At 65.9% G+C, this 19470-nt stretch carries 15 protein-coding genes and 9 pseudogenes; 6 read left to right on the forward strand and 18 right to left on the reverse strand.

What is annotated here, in order from left to right; translation table 11 throughout:
• Window positions 1–8: 8 nt before the first annotated feature.
• From K0H76_RS07765 to K0H76_RS07800, 8 genes and pseudogenes are all read right to left on the reverse strand, one after another.
• Window positions 9–680, reverse strand: coding sequence for a zinc ABC transporter substrate-binding protein (locus K0H76_RS07765; protein ID WP_258935033.1), 672 nt, complete (start codon window positions 678–680; stop codon window positions 9–11).
• Window positions 681–986: 306 nt separating this feature from the next.
• A pseudogene (gene hisN, locus K0H76_RS07770) lies at window positions 987–1801 on the reverse strand (histidinol-phosphatase).
• 168 nt (window positions 1802–1969) lie between these two features.
• Window positions 1970–3009 (reverse strand): annotated as a pseudogene (gene rsgA, locus K0H76_RS07775) (ribosome small subunit-dependent GTPase A); the annotation flags it as partial.
• A 4-nt stretch (window positions 3010–3013) separates the two neighbouring features.
• Window positions 3014–3337 (reverse strand): hypothetical protein, encoded by a 324-nt coding sequence (locus tag K0H76_RS07780; RefSeq protein ID WP_258935034.1) that lies wholly within the window; start codon window positions 3335–3337, stop codon window positions 3014–3016.
• Window positions 3338–3482: 145 nt separating this feature from the next.
• Window positions 3483–3683 (reverse strand): annotated as a pseudogene (locus K0H76_RS07785) (3-phosphoshikimate 1-carboxyvinyltransferase); the annotation flags it as partial.
• Window positions 3684–3685: 2 nt separating this feature from the next.
• The gene (locus tag K0H76_RS07790; protein ID WP_258935035.1) at window positions 3686–4009 is read right to left on the reverse strand and encodes a hypothetical protein; all 324 of its coding nucleotides are present in this window, start codon (window positions 4007–4009) and stop codon (window positions 3686–3688) included.
• Window positions 3951–4268, reverse strand: a complete 318-nt coding sequence (locus K0H76_RS07795; protein ID WP_258935036.1) for a hypothetical protein — start codon at window positions 4266–4268, stop codon at window positions 3951–3953. The genes K0H76_RS07790 and K0H76_RS07795 overlap by 59 nt, the downstream gene beginning before the upstream one ends.
• 76 nt (window positions 4269–4344) lie before the next feature.
• The gene (locus tag K0H76_RS07800; RefSeq protein WP_258935037.1) at window positions 4345–4935 is read right to left on the reverse strand and encodes a DoxX family protein; all 591 of its coding nucleotides are present in this window, start codon (window positions 4933–4935) and stop codon (window positions 4345–4347) included.
• A 229-nt stretch (window positions 4936–5164) separates the two neighbouring features.
• Here K0H76_RS07800 and K0H76_RS07805 point away from each other — a divergent pair, with 229 nt between their 5' ends.
• Both K0H76_RS07805 and rsrA read left to right on the forward strand, forming a co-directional pair.
• Complete coding sequence (locus K0H76_RS07805; protein WP_246836269.1) at window positions 5165–5830, forward strand: sigma-70 family RNA polymerase sigma factor; 666 nt, start codon at window positions 5165–5167, stop codon at window positions 5828–5830.
• Window positions 5831–5877: 47 nt separating this feature from the next.
• Complete coding sequence (gene rsrA / locus K0H76_RS07810) at window positions 5878–6144, forward strand: mycothiol system anti-sigma-R factor (protein ID WP_146341827.1); 267 nt, start codon at window positions 5878–5880, stop codon at window positions 6142–6144.
• Window positions 6145–6316: 172 nt separating this feature from the next.
• Here rsrA and K0H76_RS07815 read toward each other — a convergent pair whose 3' ends face one another.
• A complete protein-coding gene (locus K0H76_RS07815; protein ID WP_258935038.1) occupies window positions 6317–6934 on the reverse strand; it encodes a GDSL-type esterase/lipase family protein in 618 nt (205 codons plus the stop codon).
• 93 nt (window positions 6935–7027) lie between these two features.
• A pseudogene (locus tag K0H76_RS07820) lies at window positions 7028–10904 on the reverse strand (multifunctional oxoglutarate decarboxylase/oxoglutarate dehydrogenase thiamine pyrophosphate-binding subunit/dihydrolipoyllysine-residue succinyltransferase subunit).
• Between the two features lie 145 nt (window positions 10905–11049).
• On the opposite strand from K0H76_RS07820, the pseudogene K0H76_RS07825 reads away from it, so the two are divergent.
• From K0H76_RS07825 to K0H76_RS07835, 3 pseudogenes are all read left to right on the forward strand, one after another.
• Window positions 11050–12361, forward strand: a pseudogene (locus K0H76_RS07825) (IMP dehydrogenase).
• Window positions 12362–12447: 86 nt separating this feature from the next.
• Window positions 12448–13852: pseudogene (locus tag K0H76_RS07830) on the forward strand (hemolysin family protein).
• Window positions 13842–14906, forward strand: a pseudogene (locus K0H76_RS07835) (hemolysin family protein). The pseudogenes K0H76_RS07830 and K0H76_RS07835 overlap by 11 nt, the downstream one beginning before the upstream one ends.
• Window positions 14907–14937: 31 nt before the next feature.
• Here the strand turns inward: K0H76_RS07835 and K0H76_RS07840 are convergent.
• Complete coding sequence (locus K0H76_RS07840) at window positions 14938–15369, reverse strand: HIT family protein (protein ID WP_146339266.1); 432 nt, start codon at window positions 15367–15369, stop codon at window positions 14938–14940.
• A gap of 126 nt (window positions 15370–15495) precedes the next feature.
• On the opposite strand from K0H76_RS07840, the gene K0H76_RS07845 reads away from it, so the two are divergent.
• Window positions 15496–15852 carry a transcriptional repressor gene (locus tag K0H76_RS07845; RefSeq protein ID WP_258935039.1) on the forward strand — a complete coding sequence of 119 codons (357 nt, stop codon included), beginning with the start codon at window positions 15496–15498 and terminating at the stop codon, window positions 15850–15852.
• Window positions 15853–15862: 10 nt separating this feature from the next.
• On the opposite strand, the pseudogene K0H76_RS07850 reads toward K0H76_RS07845, so the two are convergent.
• The 7 genes and pseudogenes from K0H76_RS07850 to K0H76_RS07880 all read right to left on the reverse strand — a co-directional run bounded on the left by K0H76_RS07850 (window position 15863) and on the right by K0H76_RS07880 (window position 19427).
• Window positions 15863–16704: pseudogene (locus K0H76_RS07850) on the reverse strand (metal ABC transporter permease).
• 32 nt (window positions 16705–16736) lie between these two features.
• Window positions 16737–17566 (reverse strand): annotated as a pseudogene (locus K0H76_RS07855) (ABC transporter ATP-binding protein).
• A gap of 42 nt (window positions 17567–17608) precedes the next feature.
• A complete protein-coding gene (locus K0H76_RS07860; protein ID WP_258935040.1) occupies window positions 17609–18286 on the reverse strand; it encodes a zinc ABC transporter substrate-binding protein in 678 nt (225 codons plus the stop codon).
• Window positions 18287–18312: 26 nt separating this feature from the next.
• Window positions 18313–18489 carry a hypothetical protein gene (locus K0H76_RS07865; protein ID WP_258935041.1) on the reverse strand — a complete coding sequence of 59 codons (177 nt, stop codon included), beginning with the start codon at window positions 18487–18489 and terminating at the stop codon, window positions 18313–18315.
• A 105-nt stretch (window positions 18490–18594) separates the two neighbouring features.
• Window positions 18595–18684: a DUF3418 domain-containing protein gene (locus K0H76_RS07870; protein WP_258935042.1), complete on the reverse strand. Its 90-nt coding sequence runs from the start codon at window positions 18682–18684 to the stop codon at window positions 18595–18597.
• A gap of 22 nt (window positions 18685–18706) precedes the next feature.
• A complete protein-coding gene (locus tag K0H76_RS07875; RefSeq protein ID WP_258935043.1) occupies window positions 18707–19060 on the reverse strand; it encodes a DUF3418 domain-containing protein in 354 nt (117 codons plus the stop codon).
• Window positions 19061–19163: 103 nt separating this feature from the next.
• The gene (locus K0H76_RS07880; protein WP_258935364.1) at window positions 19164–19427 is read right to left on the reverse strand and encodes a DUF3418 domain-containing protein; all 264 of its coding nucleotides are present in this window, start codon (window positions 19425–19427) and stop codon (window positions 19164–19166) included.
• Between the last annotated feature and the right edge of the window lie 43 nt (window positions 19428–19470).

Genomic DNA, 19470 nt, shown 5'->3' on the forward strand with positions numbered 1-19470 from the left:
GATGGTGGTCATGTTGTGCTCCAGCAGGTCGAGGTAGGTGGGTGCGACGCCGTCGGCCTCGGTGAGGAGTCGACATAGAGGGTCTCGCCGAGCTGGGCTCCTGTGGCCTCAGCGACCTGTCTCTGCGGGCCGTCGTTGACCGTGGACTCGCAGAAGATCGTGTCGACGTCGTGGGTCTGGACGAACTCGATCTGAGCCTCCACCTGCTGGGGCGAGCCCTCATCCTCGGCATTCAGGGGCCACAGGTAGTGCTCCGTGAGCCTGAGATCCTCCGCGGCGTAGCTGAAGGCGCCTCGCAGGAGACGACGAATATCTCTGAGCCGACGCTCTGGGCGCGCTCCTGGGCACTGGCGGACAGCCTCGAGTTGGCCCCGCAGTTCGTCCGCGTTGTCCTCAAAGAGTTCGGCCTCCTCGGGAACCAGATCCGCCAAAGCAGCTTCGATGTTGTCGACGTAGGTCAGGGCCTTCTCCGGAGAGAGCCACGCGTGAGGGTCAGTGGGCATCTCCGCTGAGTCGCCCTGATCATCGGGATGGCCGGGGACGCGCGTAATGGGGTGCGCGTCGATGCCGTCAGTGGCAGTGACCACGGGTGCGTCACCCTGAGCGATGAACTGATCGAACCATTCCTCGAGTCCCAAGCCGTTCTCGATGACCAGGTCGGCGTCGCTTGCCGCAGCCACATCTGAGGGGAGGGGTCGTACTCATGCACCTCGGCCCCACCGGGGTGATCGACTGCACCTGCACAGCGTCATCGGCGATGTGAGCGGTTATATCCTCCAGCACGCTGAAAGTCGTCAGCACCAAGGGGTTCTGGGAGTCGGCCTCGGAGCCGTCCTCACCGGCGCAGGAGGTGACAGTCAGGGCCGATGCGAGCAGAGCTGCTGGGACCGCTGCGCGTGGAGCGCATCGCGCGGGCCTCGTTGAGTGCAGCATAGAAAAACTCTAGTTTAGTGGTGACTAAAAAGTCTACCGATCAGCTGTTCGGCTCAGGCGATGGGTGTGGCCGCGTCGGGTGCCAGCGCTGCCAGAGCCGCCTCGTGGAGGAGGCCATTGGTGGCCAGAGCATTCGCGCCGCTGCACCCAGGGTCTCCGTCCAACGAGGTGAAGCGCCCGCCCGCCTCCGTCACGATCGGCACCAGTGCCGCCATGTCATAGAGCTCGAGCTCGGGCTCCGCCGCGATGTCCACCGCGCCCTCCGCGACCAGGCAGTAGGACCAGAAATCCCCATAGGCACGCGTTCGCCACACGGTCTCTGTGAACTCTAAGAAGTTGCGCGAGCGGCCAAGGTCTCTCCAGCCGTCCAGGGAGGAGTAGGAGAAGGATGCGTCCTGCGCAGCCGAGACCTTCGAGACGCTGAGCTGCTTGGCCTGCGCCAGCGACTTCCCGTATATGCGCCGCCGCCCTGAGCAGCCCACCAGCGGCGCCCCAGCGCAGGCGCGGAGACCACACCGACCACAGGCTCACCATGATCCAGCAGGGCGATCAGCGTTGCCCAGACCGGGACTCCCCGGATGAAGTTCTTCGTTCCGTCGATCGGATCGAGCACCCAACGCCGGGGCCCGGACCCTGACTCGCCGAACTCCTCGCCGTAGACCGCGTCGCGTCCGCGCACCCGGCCGAGCTGGCTGCGGATGAGCTCCTCGGCCTGCCGGTCCGCGACCGTCACAGGAGACAGATCCGGCTTGGTCTCCACCTCAAAGTCCAGCGACCTGAAGTAGGACATATTCTGCGAATCCACAGAGTCGGCAATCATATGCGCCAGGCGCAGGTCATCGGTGTAGGGGCTGGAGGCGATGCTCATGAGCTCAGGCTACGTCGACACCTGCACCAGCTTAAGATATTTGGGCCCCACGGCGGGCGATTCGCCTCCCTCAGGGCCAAAGTAGGGCAGCAGAGACTGTGTGATGCGGACCTGGCGCTCAGGCGCCGAGCCTCTTCTCCGCCGGGCCCTCCTCTGCGCCGGCATGAGCGAACTCAGGAGGCCCCGGAGGCTCGCCAGACGAGCGGGCCCATGCTCCCGGCACCGCCCTGCTCCACATAGGCATCCAGGGCGCACCCCGGCGGGAGACTCATGCGTGCAGCCCGGCTCGCAGTCGACAGACCCCTCCACGAGATCCTCGAAGGCGGACAGCACATCGTCAGGGTCAACATGAGCCAGCCCGAAGCTGCGCACCCCGGGAGTGTCGATCACCAGGCCCGTGCTGCCCAGTGTGAGAGCCACCGCGCTTGAGCTCGTATGCTTTACCGCGCCCGGTGACGGCGTTGACGCCGCCGGTGGCCCGATCCGCCCCCGTCAGCTCATTCACCATCGTCGACTTGCCGACCCCCGAATGCCTGATCAGTGCGGTCACATGACCGCTCAGAAGCTCACGCAGAGACGCGACGGAGGCTGGGTCGAGCCCATCGCTCTCCGCCTCGTCAGCACCCGACCGGGCGGACACCACGATCTCCAGGTCCAGTCCCCGTAGTGGCTCACCAGCCCTGCAGGATCCGAGGCGCTCTCCGCCAAGTCGCCCTTCGTGACGAGAAGGACCGGTCGAATGCCAGCCTCGAAGGCCGCCACCAGAGCGCGGTCGATGAAGCCGGTCCGCGGCTCCGGGTCAGCCGCAGCCACCACAATCAGAAGCTGATCGGCGTTGGCCACGATGACTCGCTCCGCATCGTCGGTGTCGTCTGCGGAGCGGCGCAGCAGCGAGGACCGGTCCTCGATGCGGACCAGACGTGCCAGCGAGCCCTCGTTGCCCGAGGTGTCGCCGACCAACCCCACCACGTCACCCGCGACCACAGGCGTCCGGCCCTCCGCCGAGCGACGCATGGCCTTGCCGCGCATGGCCGTGACCGGGCGGGAGTCATCAAGCATCGACACGGTGTACCGGCCGCGGTCCACCTGGACCACCCTGCCCAGCTCAGCATCGAGATGCGAAGGGGCGTCCTTCGTGCGCGGGCGGGATCCTTCTTATTGGGCCGAATCCTGGCCCGAGACTCATCCCAGCTGTCCCACTTGCTCATAGCGTCAGCTGATCAACGCCGCCCAGCGGGCGGGGAAATCTGGCATCGTCTTCGCTGTGGTGCCGATGTCGTCGACCTCCACACCATCGAGAACGAGGCCCATCATGGCGCCGAAGGTCGCCATGCGATGGTCCGCGTAGGCATGAACCAGAGCACCATGCTGCGCGGGGGCCGTGACGCGGAATCCATCCTCCGTCTCCTCCGCGGATCCGCCCAGGCGACGGATCTCCGCCACGAGCGCCGCAAGCCGGTCTGTCTCGTGGCCTCGGAGGTGCTGCACCGAGGTGAACGTCGTCTCGCCGTCCGCCGCGGCGGCCAGAGCAGCCACCGTCGGGGTCAGCTCGGCGGTGCCGTCGACCGTTCCTGGGCTGACCAGCCTCGGGGCCGTGCACCGTCAGGGTGCCGGTGCTCTCCGAGGTAGGTGCAAGAGTCGTCTCACAGCCGAAGTCCTCCAGCAGCCGGGGCCAGCGCTTACCGATCTGCGTCGACTCCAGCGGCCAGCCCTCCATCGAGACCTCGCCCGCCGTCAGAGCTGCCGCGCAGAGGAAGGGGCCCGCGTTCGACAGGTCAGGCTCCACACGCACTGTGAAGCCGGTGATCTCGCCCGGATCCACCCGCCAGGCGAACGGGGCCGGAGACGATGCGCGAGCACCCACCTCCTGAAGAACCGCCATCGTCATCTCCACGTGCTCGAGCGAGGGAACCTGCGCACCCGAATGGCGCAGCGTGAGCCCTCGCGGAACAGGGGCGCGGCCAGGAGCAGCCCGGAGACAAACTGGCTGGAGGCAGAGGCGTCGATGGTGACCTCGCCGCCGACGACGCCCCTGCGGGGATGCACCGTGAAGGGCAGGAACCCGGGCTCTCCGTGCTCCTCGATCTCTGCCCCCAATGCGCGCAGGCCGTCGAGCACCGCTCCCATCGGGCGAACGCGCGCTTCAGGGTCACCGTCGAAGCGCACTGCCCGGCCCGTGAGAGCCGCCACCGCCGGAAGGAAGCGCATGACGGTGCCATGAGTCCGCAGTCGATCTCGGCCGGACTGCCATCATCGGGGGCGTCCCACACGATGGGGAGACCCGCAGCGTCTCCTCACCCTCCGTGTCCGGCATGCGCTCGACCGAGGCGCCCAGCACCTCCAGCCCGGCGAGCATGAGATCCGAATCCCGCGACCTCAGCGGATTGATCACGGTGGCAGGGCCTCGGCCCAAGCCTGCGAGCAGAAGGAACCGGTTCGTCAGCGACTTCGACGCCGGAACAGACACCTGCCCACGCACCGGTGCCCCGGCCTGGGAGCATTCCAGAACGGGGGCACCGGGGTGTGAGCAGCAGCCTTCAAATTCAGGAGACCCGCTTCTTCGTGGTATTCGCGGCCTTCTCGGCCTTCTTCGCCGCCGAGCGGGCCGTCTGAGAGGCCTTCTTCTCGGCCGCCTTGAACTGCTTCTTGGCGTCGTTCTCCAGGGACTTCAGCGCCTTGGAGGCATCGGCGCCCAGACCCTCAGCCCGCTTCACGGTCTTCTCGCCGAAGCGCGCGCCCTTCTTCTTGGAGCTCTTCGCGATGTGCTCGGCCCTCCATGCCAGGGAAGGCTTGCCGTTGAGATCCACGGAGGCCAGGCCCAGACCGCCCAGGATGCCCAGGTTCTTCACCAGAGACTTGCGCTGCGCGGTGACGTCGTCCGATGTCTCGAGCGAGGCCGTGCGGTACTCCGCGTAGGCCTCCAGGGCGTGGACCTTGGCGAGCGCGAGCGCGGACAGCCGTGGGAACTTGCCGATGGCAAGGGCCGTGCCGGTGATCTCGACGCCTGCGATCACATAGTTGGCCATCTTGGGATTCTGCGCTGCGGCCTCCGCCTGCGGGACGATCGAAGCGACCTCCTCGGTGACGGGCTTCAGCTGCTCGGCCGCCTCGTCCGCGTTGCGCAGGCGGTCCACGCCGTTTGCTATGAAGACGGCTCCCAGCAGGGGCGGGCAGCTTTGCGGACCAGGGACATCGGAATCCTCCTAGAATTCGGCGGCGACAGTAGGTGATCTGTCCAACTCCGTCCCCAATCTACCCATAAGAGCACAGGAATGACATGCGGGGCGTCGTCGTTGTCCCCATATGACAGTGGCCACCTTGGAGAAGCCTGACGGTGCGCTCGGGCCAGTAGACTCGGATGTGATGAGTGAGTCCAAAGCTGACGCCGCCCACGCCCGGACCGTCGAGATCGACTCCGAACCGCCGGAGAATGCGGAGCTCGACGTCGGAGCGGAGAGCGACCGTGCCCGGCGGGTGCGATTCGAGCGCGACGCTATGCAGTACGTCGACCAGCTCTACTCCGCTGCCATGCGGATGACGCGCAATCCCCAGGATGCCGAGGATCTGGTCCAGGAGGCGTACACGAAGGCCTATTCGGCGTTCCACCAGTACAAGCCTGGAACGAACCTCAAGGCGTGGCTGTACCGCATTCTCACCAACACCTACATCAACATCTACCGCAAGAAGCAGCGCCAGCCGCACCAGGCCAACACCGACACCGTCGAGGACTGGCAGATGGCGCAGGCCGCCGAGCACACCAGCTCAGGGCTGCGCTCGGCGGAGGCCGAAGCGCTGGACCACCTCCCCGACAGCGACGTCAAAGAGGCCCTGCAGAAGATTCCGGAGGAGTTCCGCTTAGCGGTCTACTTCTCCGATGTCGAAGGATTTGCGTACAAGGAGATCGCTCAGATCATGGACATCCCGATCGGCACGGTCATGTCCAGACTCCATCGCGGCCGCAAGCTGCTGCGCAGTCTGCTGGCCGACTACGCCCGTGAGCGCGGATTCAGCCGAAAGGAGGGCAAATGATGGGTGAGAGCATCGATCCCGAGAAGGCCGCCCGCGCTGCGGAGGCCATGACGGACTGCCTGAACTGTGACGACGACGAGGCCCAGCAGCGCTTGGAGCGCATCTACGAGTACCTCGACGGGGCGCTGTCCTACGACGACATCCGCGAGGTGCGGTCGCACCTGGAGGGCTGTCCTGAGTGCGCCTCCAACTACGACCTCGAGTGCGTCATCCGGGACACCGTTCGGCGCTGCTGCACCGAGGAGGCGCCGGAGACGCTGAAGGTCACCATCCTGCAGCGGATCAGCACCATCCGCATCGACTCCGGACACTGATCCGAACAGAGAGAAGCCCCGCAGGATCTTGCCCTGCGGGGCTTCTTCTGGCTTGTTGCTCAGGTGTTTGGCCGCTTGCCGTTGTTGGCGTTCTTCTTGCGGCGGTCCCTGCGCTTGCGTCCGCGCTTGCTCATAGCAGACCTCCTTCAATAGACAGCCGCATCAGTCTAACTCAGTTCGGCAGGGGCTCCCGTATGCCCAGCCAGCGGTACCAGCCTCTGTGCATCACCAGCCACGCAATCAGGGAGTAGGCGGCCTGCCCAGGCTGCCCATCGTTGGCGGCGAGGTCCTCCCTCCACTGGCCGTGGCTGACCAGCGGCGTGAAGGCGTCCACGTAGGTGTGGGAGCGTCGTGTGGCGACATCCTGCCAGGCGCGATTCAGCTCGGCGATCTGCTGGTTCACAGCGTCGTCGAGCGTCGGCACAGGCCTGAGCACCAGGCACCGCACCTCCTCCTGGGCTGCGCGGTCCAATATGTTGGCCAGGTTCAGGCGTGCGCGCGCGGACGTGGTCGCTGAGCTCAGGTCGCGGGCGTTCAGTGTCACCAGAAGGTAATTCTCCGTCTGCTCGCCGAAGCGGCGGCTCGCCTCCTCCTGCCACCGCTGGGAGAGCGCCTCAACGCCCTCATCGGGCACAGCAAGGACGAAGTGCTGCAGATTCACGGACGACAGCGGGGTCTTCGATATGACCCGTCCGAACCATCCCAGGCCTCGTGGGTCTCCGGGGCCAGTCAGCTGCTCATCGCCCACGGCCACCAGACGCATCTGCCGGGTCTCGTGTACATCCTCCATATCGGAAACACTACAGCCCTCGCCTTCCGCAGAAGGCGAGGGCTGAAAGCGCTGCTTGAAGGGCTTAGGCGCAGGGCCCCTGAGCGGGCGGGGTCAGTCCAGGTGGCTGAACGCCTCACCGAGCAGATCCTCAAGCTCCTTGGCGTGACGCTTGGCCTGCCCGACTGACGTCGCCGCCCCGGACGGCCGCGAGATCAGGCGCACGTCGTGGTCCAGCTGCGGCACGAAGTTCATGCCGAAGAAGGGCCACGGCCCCTGGTTGGAGGGCTCGTCCTGCGTGTAGACGACCTCGGCCTCGGCGGGGTACCTGCCCAGCTCCTTCCTGAGCGCCTCGACCGGCATCGGGTAGAGCTGCTCCAGCCGCACAATGGCTGTGGTGCTGTCGTCCCGCTTGGTCCGAGTCGCCAGCAGGTCGTAGTACAGACGACCGGAGACCAGCAGCACGCGCTTGACCTTCGAGGGCTCGACCGCATCATCAGGGATGACCTCCTGGAACGTTCCCTGAGTGAAAGCATCCACCGAATCGGCAGCGGCCTTCAGGCGCAGCAGCTGCTTGGGCGAGAACACGATCAGGGACGCCGCGGTCGAGCAACAGCCTGCCGGCGCAGCAGGTGGAAGTAGTTGGCGCCGGAGGAGGGCATCACCACGGTCATATTGTCCTCAGCGCAGAGCTGCAGGAACCTCTCCGGACGTCCCGAGGAGTGGTCCGGGCCCTGGCCCTCGTAGCCGTGAGGCAGCAGCATGACCAGCGAGGAGCGCTGGCCCCACTTCTGCTCCGCGGAGGAGATGAACTCATCGATGATGATCTGGCCGCCGTTGACGAAGTCGCCGAACTGCGCCTCCCAGAGGACCAGCGCGTTGGGGTTCTCCACGGAGTAGCCGTATTCGAAGCCGAGAGCTGCGTACTCCGAGAGCAGCGAGTCGTAGATGAAGAACCGTGCCTGGTCCTCCGTGAGGTTCTTCACGGGGTACCACTCATCACCGGTGTCGCGGTCGTGGAACACGGCGTGCCGCTGCACGAAGGTGCCGCGGCGGGAGTCCTGGCCGGACAGGCGCACCTCGGTGCCCTCCATCAGCAGGGAGCCGAAGGCGGCGATCTCCGCGAAGCCCCAGTCGATGCCTCCTTCGCGGGCCATCTTCGCCCGACGCTCCAGCAGAGCCTTGAGCTTCTGGTGCGCGGTGAAGCCCTCGGGGATGTTGGTGTGGACCTCCCCGATGTGTGCCAGCTGGTCCTCGGAGATTGCCGTGTCCGTCGAGCTTCTCTCCGGAGTGTCGGTCTCCTCCTGCGAAGCGGTGGGAGCGAGATCCGGGCTCGTCGACCGCTCGCCGCTCTCGACCGTCGTCACCGGCTGCGTCTGCGCCGCGTGAGTTTCGGTGAAGACGCGCTCCAGGCGCTGACGGTAGTCCTGCAGAGCCTGGTCCGCCTCTTCCTGGGTGATGTCACCGCGTCCCACCAGTGCCTCCGTGTAGAGACGACGGGTAGTGCGCTTGGCCTCGACCAGGTTGTACATCTTCGGCTGCGTCATCGACGGGTCGTCGCCTTCGTTGTGTCCGCGTCGGCGGTAGCAGACCAGGTCGATGACGACGTCCTTGTTGAACCGCTGACGGTAGCGGAAGGCCAGCTGGGCCACGCGCGCCACAGACTCTGGGTCATCAGCGTTGACGTGGAAGATCGGAGCCTGGATGGCCTTCGCCATGTCCGTGGAGTACGTCATGGACCGCGCTGCGGAGGGCGCTGTGGTGAAGCCGATCTGGTTGTTGACCACCACATGCACCGTGCCGCCTGTGCGGTAGCCGCGCAGCTGGGACATGTTCAGCGTCTCCGCCACTACGCCCTGGTTAGCGAAGGCTGCGTCACCGTGGATGAGCAGGGGCATCACTGAGAAGCTGCTGAGGCTGTCGCTGCCCTGGTTCAGCCTGTCCTGCTGGGCGCGGACCACGCCTTCGAGGACGGGGTTCACGGCCTCCAGGTGGGAGGGGTTCGCAGCGAGGTAGACCCGGGTGGAGTTTCCGCGGTCGGAGGTGAACTCTCCGCGGGTGCCCAGGTGGTATTTCACATCGCCCGAGCCGGTCCCGGCCTCGCGGCCTTCGAACTCGCGGAAGACCTGAGCATAGGTCTTGCCCGCGATGTTGGTGAGCACGTTCAGGCGGCCGCGGTGGGCCATGCCGATGGCCACCTCGTCGAGGCCCTCGTCAGCGGCCTCGGAGAGCATGGTGTCGAGCAGCGGGATCAGCGATTCCCCGCCCTCGAGGGAGAAGCGCTTCTGGCCGACGAACTTGGTCTGGAGGAACGTCTCGAACGCCTCGGCCGCATTCAGCCGCCCCAGGATGCGGAACTGCTCCTCGCGGTTGGGCTTCGAGTAGGGGTGCTCGATCTCCTCCTGGAACCAGTCGCGCTCCTCGGGCGACTGAAGATGCATGTACTCGATGCCGGTGTTGCGGCAGTAGGTGTCCCGCAGCACGCCGAGGATGCGGCGCAGTGTCAGGGTGTCCTTGCCCCGAATCCGCCGGTGGGCCATTCGCGGTCCAGGTCCCACAGGGTCAGGCCGTGGGTCTCGATCTCCAGGTCCGGGTGGGTGCGCATCTTGTACTCGAGCGGGTCGACCGAAGCCATCAGGTGCCCGCGGACGCGGAAGGCATGGATCAGCTGCTGGATCCGCGCGACCTTGTTGACCTCGTCCTCAGGGTTGACCTGCACATCCGAGGACCACTGGATGGGCTTGTACGGAATGCGCAGCGCTTCGAAGACCTCTTCGAAGAAGCCTTCTTTGCCCAGAAGCAGCTCGTGGATCGTCTTCAGGAACTCGCCGGAGTAAGCGCCCTGGATGACACGGTGGTCGTAGGTCGAGGTCAGTGTGATGATCTTGGAGACGGCGAGCTTGTTCAGGGTCTTCTCTGCCGCGCCCTGGAACTCTGCCGGATACTCAAGCGCGCCGACGCCCACGATGACCGCCTGCCCTTGGAGAGCCGCGGAACGGAGTGAACAGTGCCGATGCCGCCGGGGTTGGTCAGCGAGACGGTGGTGTAAGCGTAGTCGCCGGGGTGAGCTTGTTGTCGCGGGCGCGCTTGACCACATCGTCGTAGGCGGCCCACCACTCGGCGAATCCCATCTGCTCCGCACCCTTGATGTTCGGAACGACGAGGGCACGGGTGCCGTCCGGGCGAGGCATATCGATCGCGAGGCCGAAGTTCACGTGTGCCGGGGTGATCATGGTCGGCTTGCCGTCGACGACGTCGTAGGTGACGTTCATCTCAGGGTGCTTCCGCAGCGCCCTGATCATGGCGTAGCCGATCAGGTGGGTGAAGGAGACCTTGCCGCCGCGAGTCCGCTTGAGGTGGTTGTTGATCACGGTGCGGTTGTCGATCAGCAGCTTGGCCGGAACAGCCCTGACGGTGGTGGCCGTGGGAACCTCCAGAGAGGCATCCATGTTCGCGGCGATAGCTTTGGAGATGCCCTTCAGGGGGTCTTCTTGTCCTCGGCGCCGCTGGACTTGTCGCCGGGGGCTGCCTGGCGCACCGGCTCAGAGGGAATCTGCGCGCCGGTCTCGGCCTTGCGGGTGGTGGGAGTCGGAGCGGTGGGCCGTCCCTGGCTCGACGTCTGCTGGGATACTTGGGCAGTGCGCTGAGCCGCTTCCGGCTCGGCAGGCTTGGCTGTGCTGGGCGTGGTCTCTGCCTTGGACGGTCGCTGGTTGGCGGCGTCCGGCTCAGTGTCGGCGGAGGATGACTTGGAAGAGGTCACCTCCTCCTTGGGAGCGGCCTTCGTGTCGGAGGCGCTCTCCTTCTGCGTGCCGGAGGAGCCGCTCGTCGAGGTCTGGGACTCTGCGCCCTCGCTCTCCAGCCGTTGGAAGATCGTGGCCCACTTGCGGTCCACCGACTCGGGGTTATCCCGGTACTTCTCGTAGATGTCGGCGACCAGCCACTCGTTCCCGGGGAACTCTTCTGCAAGTCGGCTGGAGGTCAGTTCTGGCACGTGGATACGCCTCTTCCCTATCGGCTCGGGGTGCTCCCGGCACGTCGCTGTGCTTAATCTGTGCGAGCGGGCCTTGGCCGCCCGTCTGAGGTGCGAGGTACAGCATAGTGAGTTTCGCCACCGGGATTCCACCGGCGCCGGTATCGTGTCCCGCGATGAAACTGCTCAATGCCCCGCTCACGATCTCACCTACTCCGACGCGTTCCTCATTCCGTCGTTCTCCGACGCAGGCTCACGCTTCCAGGTGGACTTCGCCGCCGACGACGGCACCGGCTGCTCGACGCCTCTGGTGGCTTCGAATATGACAGCGGTGACCGGCGCACGGATGCTGGAGACGATGGCTCGCCGCGGCGGGCTCGGGTGCTGCCTCAGGATGTGCCCGTCGCTGAGGCGGCCGAGACCATCCGCTGGGTCAAGGCCCAGCACCCCATTCTTGAGAATTCGGCGAAGGCCGGAGCCGACGCAGCGGCGCTGACGCTCACGGAGGACGACATCGCCGACGCGGCCTCGCTGCAGCGCGCCTTCGAGCGCATGCACGAGGCAGATGCCCAGAGCGCCGCTGTGTCGCTCAGCGGCGGGGGCGAGGGTCTGCTCACTGCGGCCGGTGCTCTGCGTTCGACGATCTACACGCCCAACCTGGACTGGGACGGCAGGCTGAAGGCTGCCGCTGCAGTCGGTATCAACGGCGACGTCTCCGCACGGGCCGAGACGCTGCTCGCTGCGGGAGCAGATGTGCTGGTGGTGGACACTGCCCACGGTCACCAGCAGAAGACGCTGGATGCGGTCGCTGCGGTGCGCTCGGCGCTGCGCGCCTACCCCGATGTGCCCCTGGTGGCCGGGAACGTGGTGACCGGCGAGGGCGCTGCCGATCTGATCGAGGCGGGCGCAGACATCATCAAGGTGGGAGTCGGCCCCGGCGCCATGTGCACCACCCGCATGATGACGGCTGTGGGACGGCCCCAGCTGAGTGCCGTGATCGAGTGCGCCGAGGCTGCCCATGCCGCAGGTGCCCGGATCTGGGCCGACGGCGGCGTGCGCCACCCGCGCGACATCGCTCTTGCCCTGGCTGCGGGCGCCTCCGCTGTGATGATCGGCTCATGGTTCATGGCACCTATGAGGCACCCGGCGAGCTGCGCACGGATGACGCCGGACGCCAGTACAAGGTCAACTTCGGCATGGCGTCGGCACGAGCCGTGCAGGCCCGCACGGAGGGGAGGGCGCGTTCGCGCGGGCACGCAAGGCCCTGTTCGAGGAAGGGATATCCGATTCCCGGATGTATATAGATCCGGCCCGGCCCAGCGTCGAAGACCTGGTGGACCAGATCGCCGCGGGCGTGCGGTCGGCCTTCACATATGCTTAGCGCCTCCACGCAGGCCGAGTTCCGGGAGAAGGCAACAGTCGGAGTCCAGTCCGCCGCCGGCTTCCACGAGGGCAAGCCTGTCGCGAGCAGCTGGTGATCGCGGGAACCATCGTCTTCGTCTCCTGCGCTAGAATCCTGATCCTTATGGAGTATCGACAACGCAGCTGGGGGTGCCTCCGCTAAGTGGAGTGGGTACTCCTGGGCATAGGACTGCTGCTCATCCTCGGCAACGGCTTCTTCGTCGCCGTCGAGTTCTCATTGGTGGCTCTCGACCAACCCACCGTGCAGCATGCCATCGACACCGGCGACAAGCGCGCGGTGCCCCTGATGAGGTGTCTGAAGTCGCTGTCCACCCAGCTGAGCTCCTGCCAGCTGGGCATCACGCTGAACACCCTCCTGATCGGCTACGTCTTCGAACCGGCTCTGGGGAGCCTGCTGTCCGGCCCCATGGAAACGATCAGGGTTCCCGATGCAGCGGCGGGCGCCGTCTCCCTCGTCACAGCGATGCTCGTGGCCACGGCCATGACGATGCTGATCGGCGAGCTCATTCCCAAGAACCTCGCGGTGGCGGCGGCCTTCCCCGTCGGCCGGGCGCTGGCCAGGCCCCAGCTGGTCTTCACCATGATCTTCAAGCCGCTGATCATTGTCCTCAACGGATTCTCCAACAAGGTGCTCCACCGGGTCGGCCTGGAAGTCAAGGAGGAGCTCTCAGGAGCACGGACGCCCGAGGAGCTCTCGTCCATGGTGCGGCGCTCCGCGTCGCTCGGAACCCTCGACGAGGACACTGCGGCCTTCCTGGACCGGACGCTGCATTTCTCCGAGCAGACGGCCGCGGACGTCATGACCCCTCGGCCGCGCATGGTCACGGTCGACGCGCAGGCCCCTTGGTCGAGCTGATCGACACTGCTCGCCGCACCGGCTACTCCAGGTTCCCGGTGCTCGGTGAGGGCGGAGTCGACGACGTGCGCGGACTGGCACACGTGAAGAAGGCGGTCGCCGTTCCGCGCAGCAAGCGCGAAGGCCTGGTGGCAGCGACCGTGATGACGGAGGAGGCTGCCCGCGTTCCGGAGACTCTCCACGTCGATGTGCTTCTCGCCGAGCTGCGTGATGCTCCTCTGCAGGCGGCCATTGTGGAGGATGAGTACGGCGGCACATCCGGTGTGGTGACTTTGGAGGATGTGATCGAGGAGATCGTCGGCGAGGTCGCAGACGAGCATGACCGGCTCGCTCCGGGTGTGCTTCAGGCCGCCAACGGCGACTGGTACTTCCCAGGCCTGCAGCGGCCGGATGAGATCAACCACCAGATTCTCGAGCTCGCGATCCCTGAGGACCCGGCTTATGAGACTGCGGCCTACTTCGTGCTCTTCAGGCTCGGCCGGGTGGCCGCTGTGGGGATGAGGTCGATGTGGTCGGAGGGCGGCTCGCGGTGGCTGGGCTCGACGGTCGGCGCATCGACCGACTGCGCTTCATTCCTGACCCGGAGGCTCGACGGGCAGCCCATGAGGCAGCCGCGGAGCGGGCTGAGAGGCTGGCGAAGGAACGCGCAGAGCATGAGCGGGAGAGCGTGGGGACCAGCGATGACCGGTGACCTGATGGGACTTCTGTGGCTCGTCGTGCTCCTGGCGGGCAACGCCTTCTTCGTGGCGGGGAGTTCGCAGTGCTTTCGGCCAGGCGCAGCCAGATCGAGCCCAAGGCAGAGGTAAGCTCGGCGCGGGCCCGCACCGCCCTGTATGCCATGCAGCACGTCTCGCAGATGCTGGCCGTTGCCCAGCTGGGCATCACCGTCTGCTCCCTGCTTCTGCTCATCGTCGCCGAGCTAGGCCATCCACCACCTCCTCGAGGTGCCGTTCGAGGCATCGGGCCTGCCCGATGAGGCCTCCTACGCGGTGTCGCTGGTCGTGGCTCTGCTGTTCGTGAGCTTCCTGCACGTGACCTTCGGAGAGATGATCCCGAAGAACTTCGCGGTCTCCGTCGCTGATCGGGCGGTCCTGCTGCTGGCTCCTCCCATGGTGCTGCTGTACCGCCTGACGATGCCTGTGATCTGGCTGCTGAACACGTTCGCGAACCTGGCGCTGCGGGCCATGCGGGTGACGCCCCGGGACGAGGTCGTATCGACCTTCACGCTCGAAGAGATGGAGTCGATCGTCAATGAGTCCAAGCGCGGCGGCACCGTGACCGATGATGCCGGCCTCATCGCAGGCGCCCTGGACTTCGGCGGCTATCGTGCGGCTGACGTCATGGTGACGGCGGAGCAGGTGGTGACGGTGCCGGAGGACGTGACGCCCCGCCAGGTGGAGAAGGCCGTGGGCCGGACAGGGTTCTCCCGGTTCGTCGTCCTCAACGGCGAGGGCGCTCACACCGGATATGTGCACCTCAAGGACGTGATGTCGCTGAGCGCCTCAGCATTCGACAGCTCCCTGCCTGTCACGGCCGTACGCTCTCTGGCCAACTTCTCCGCAGCTGATGATCTCGGTGAGTGCCTGGCGTCCATGCAGCGATCCGGCTCCCATTTGGGCCGTGTGCTGGACGAGCATGGCCGAACCATCGGCATCCTCTTCCTCGAAGATGTGCTGGAGACCCTCGTGGGCGAGATCAACGACGCCACACAGGCGAGAGACTCCCGGCGTCAGCACCAGGTGTGAGCCGCGAGCGGGGCCGCGCCTCAGCGGCAGCTCACTCTGCTGCAGGAACGCTGTCTCCGAAGCCTCGGTCCCTCAGTGCGTCCCTGAGCGTGGCGGCGGCTTGGTCCATCTTCGTCTCGTCCGGGCTTTCGAGAGCGTTCTCGAAGCTGTGGTCGGCCATCGAGTTCGACGGCCACACGTGCAGGTGCAGGTGCGGGATCTCGAAGCCCACGACGGCGAGACCGGCTCGGGCTGAGCCGAACGCCTCCACCTGCGCGGAGCCTATGCGGTGGGCCACGGTCGTCAGGTGGGCCACGAGGTCCTCTGAAGCATCGGTCCACCGGTCTACCTCCTGCCGGGGCACCACCAGGGTGTGCCCATAGGCGAGAGGGCTGATGGAGAGGAATCCGACGCAGGTCTCGTCGCTCCAGATGAACCTGCCGGGGATGTCACCGGCGATGATCTTGCTGAACACAGTGGCCATGCTCCCAGCCTAAGGCGGCGAACGTCCGAGGTGCAGAGCAGATCTGCACTGTTACCCTTCTTGGACCATGAGTGAGACGACGTCACCTCCCACCAAGGGCCGTTCAACCCGTCAGAAGCGCGCAGTGTGGGCTGCGCTGAGCTCCTTGAGGACTTCGTCTCGGCCCAGGAGCTGCACCGCATTCTCAACGAGCGCGGCGAGAAGGTCTCCCTGGCCACGGTCTACCGGGTGCTGCAGTCCCATCAGGACGAGGGCACCGTGGATGTTCTGCGGCCCGACGACGGCGAAGCAATCTTCCGCCTCTGCGAGCGTGAGGATCACCACCACCACCTGGTCTGCCGGCGCTGCGGAGTCACCGTGGAGTTTGAGGCGCCGGACGTGGAGTCCTGGGCCACAGAGCTCGCAGCCGAGCACGGCTTCACCGACCTGCAGCACACGCTGGAGATCTTCGGCCTCTGCCAGAAGTGCTCGGCCCAGGCATAGTCCGCCCCAGTTATCGCCGCTTGGCCTTCTGGCGCCGTCCGATGAGCAGGCACACCACGTAGATGAGGAAGCTGATCGTGGTGATGTAGGGGCTGATGGGGATGGTGCCGGTGATGGCGATCATGATTCCGGCGACGGCGCTGGTCACACCGAAGGTCATGGAGAGCAGCACCACGGTGAGCGGGCGGTGGCTGATCTTCAGTGCGGCTGCAGCGGGGACTACGAGGAGCGACAGGACCAGCAGTGCGCCGACGACCTGAACACTCATGGCCACGGCGAGCCCCAGCAGAACCATGAAGCCGATGGACACCGCCGAGATCCGCACGCCGCGGGCGGCTGCGAGCTCAGGGTCCACCGAGGCGAAGAGCAGAGGCCGCCAGACCAGCACCAGCACGCATGAGATCAGGACGGCCACCGTGACGAGGGTCTGAGTCTGGATGTCATCGACCCCACGATCTGCCCCGTCAGCAGCCCGAACTGGTTGGCGCTGCGGCCTTGGTAGAGGTGCAGGAACAGAATTCCCAGCCCCATTCCGAAGGGCATGAGCACGGCGGTGACCGCGCTGACCTCACGATCCTTGATGCTGAGGATCCCGATGAGGGTGGCCGCCGCGACCGCGCCGACGGCTGATCCGGCCACCACGTCGACCCCGATCAGCAGGGCGAGTGCGGCGTAAGCGAAGCTGATCTCAGCTATTCCGTGCACCACCAGTCCGGCGCGGCGCAGAGAGACGAAGACACCGATGATCCCTCCCATGATGCCCAGCACCGCTGCCGTGATCACTGAGTTCTGCACCAATGAGAACAGGTCCCAATACCCGTCCAGGCTGTAGGTGCCGCGCAGGCGGTCCACCAGTGCGAGCGCTGAGGAGGATCCGACGCCGCTCACCGGATGATCCCTTCCTGCGGCCGGGCCTCAGCGCTGAGATGCCCATGGTGGCCCTCGAGATGCTCCGCCATGACCACCAGGCGGCCCTTGTGCTCGATGACATCGACAGGTGCGTCGTAGAGCTCCGAGAGGACCGAGGAGCGCATCACTTCGTCGACGGTGCCGATGCGATGCTGGCCCCGAGCGAAGTAGAGGACCCGGTCGACGTGCTCAATGACGGGGTTGATCTCATGGGTGACGAAGACGACGGATGTGTCGCGCTCCACAGCCTGCCGACGGATCAGCTCCGTGATGGCCTGCTGGTGGTGCAGGTCCAACGAGGCAAGGGCTCGTCGCAGAGGAGAGCTGAGGGGTCGCTTACCAGTGCCTGCGCGGTTCTCAGACGCTGCTGCTCGCCGCCGGACAGCAGGCCCACCGGCTGATCGGCGTAGGAGCGAGCCCCGACCTGTTCAAGCAGGGACTCCACGGTGCTGCGGGTACGACGGCTCCTGAACGGCAGGCCCCACCGGTGCCCATCGATGCCGAGAGCCACCAGATCGCGGGCGCGCAGCGGCGTGTCCGCAGGCAGTGGGTGCTGCTGAGGAATGTATCCCACCCGTGCGGAACCTCGTCTGACGGGGGCGCCATTGATCTTCGCAGTGCCTGCTGTGAGCCGCTGAAGTCCCAGCAGGACCTTGAGAAAGGTGGACTTTCCGGATCCGTTGGGCCCCAGCACGGCGAGGAACTCCCCAGCGCGGAGGTCGAGGTTCAGGTCCTGCCAGAGTGGGCGGGAGCCGAAGGTGATGCCTGCTCCCTGCAGGCTCACGATGGGCGTCTGCTCAGCCATCCATCTCCGCCAGGGCCTCTTCGACCGTGTCGATGTTCGCGCTCATCCACTCCTGGAAGTTTGCCGCATCGTCAGGAGCGTCTCGGTGAACTCGCGGATGATGACGCCGTTCTCCTCAGCCTGGCTGCGAATCCTCTGCGACTGCTGGGTCTCGGTCTGAGGGTTGTAGCTCAGGAGGTCGATCTCTTCGGTCAGCTCGAGCGAATCCTGGTACAGCCGGGGAGAGACGTCGTCGCCGTGCTCCACCGCTGACAGGAACTCCTCCTCCGTGCGGTTCTCGAAGCCTGCATCGTCCAGAAGGTATCCCGACACCGCCTCGGTGGCCAGATAGCTTCTGCCCTCTGCCTCCAATGCTTCGTTGCGCTCGTGCAGCTCCCGGATGTCCGCAGCCAGGGCATCGGCGTTCTCCTGGTAGGCCTCGGCGTTCTCAGGCGCGACATCGCTCAGCCGGTCGGCGAAGTCGAGGACGAACTCCTCCATCTGCAGGAGGTCGTACCAGATGTGCTCGTTCTCAAAGGTTCCGTCCCATTCGTGGGAGTGCTCGTTCTCTCCGGGGATGACCTGGTAGAGGTCATCCTCCATATCGGCGGAGGAGGCGAGCAGCGTGATGAACGAATCGTATCCGCCGCCGTTGGCCACCACCAGATCGGCGTTCTCGACGGCGAGGCGGTCCTGAGGAGTGGCCTCGTAGGAGTGCGGGTCCACAGCGGTCGACTCCACGATCGCCTGCGAGTCGACGCTGCCGCTTAAGCAATCTGTTCGATAAGGTCCGCATAGACGTCGATGCTGGAGATTACGGTGAGCCCCGTGTCGTCGACATCGGCGTCGTAAGCAGCCTCATCCGTCGCCGTGCCGTCTCCGGCGCAGGCTGTAAGCGCCATGGCCGCGATGCTCAGAACGGCGGCTGTGCGGGCTGTGCGCATGGGGACCTCCTGCAGATGAGAACCAGTATCGGGAACCCCGACAGCGTACGCCTGCTGAGACTCGTTCTCAACTCATGCCGCGGGCCTCAGCCGCTCGGTCAGCGGCTACGCGCGCCGACTCTGCTTGATCGCCCTGCGAATCCGCTTCGCGCTCACGGTCTGCACGGTGCCCAGCTGCTGAGCGAAGAGACTCACCCGCAGCTCCTCGATCATCCACTTAACCCCGCAAGGCTCTCCGGCACCGGCAGCTGGGGCGGCACGGCCTCAACCGCCGCGTCGTACTCATCCTCAAGCTCCTGGACCGCCTGCATATCTGTGGTGTCCTTCGCCACGGACGCCCCTGGCTCAGTCGGTCCAGCCGCACCGCGGCACCCTTGAGATAGCGCGGAACGTGCTGCAGCTGGCGGTAGCCGGTCTCCGTGATGAAGGACGGATGGATGAGGTGATCAAGCTGTGCGCGCATATCGCTGACCTGGGCGGTGAGCGCCTTCGAGCTCACGCGGTCCAACTGTGCGCGGACCTCCGTCCTGAGGGTGAGTGCCTGGGCCACAGCATCGGTCAGCGTCAGCACCGCCTCGATGAGCTCGGCTCGTGCGCGGCGGAGACTGCCTCGAAGTCAGCGGCCGTGAACGGCAGCTCCTCAGCGCTTTCGGATGACCCCGGAACCAGGTGGCTCAGAGTCGCCGTGGTGGATTCCGCGACGACCCCTCGATCTCCCCGAACTGGCCGAACGCCAGCCTCTCGCGGTTCGACAGATGATCGACGACATAGCGCTGAGGCGACGGAAGCACGTGCCGCAGGAGAGCAACGAGCCCCTCGCGGTGGGACCGTGCCTGAGCTGCTTCCGAGTCCTGGATGCTCAGCCGGACGCCGTCCTCGTCTCGAGCCAGGGCGGGATAGCCGGTGACTTCGTGTCCGTCCACCGTCGACGTGACCATCCGGGAATGTCCCCGAAGGTCCAGGACTTCTGATGGCGCGTCG

The sequence above is a fragment of the Nesterenkonia pannonica genome, from assembly GCF_019575955.1.
Lineage (GTDB): Bacteria > Actinomycetota > Actinomycetes > Actinomycetales > Micrococcaceae > Nesterenkonia > Nesterenkonia pannonica.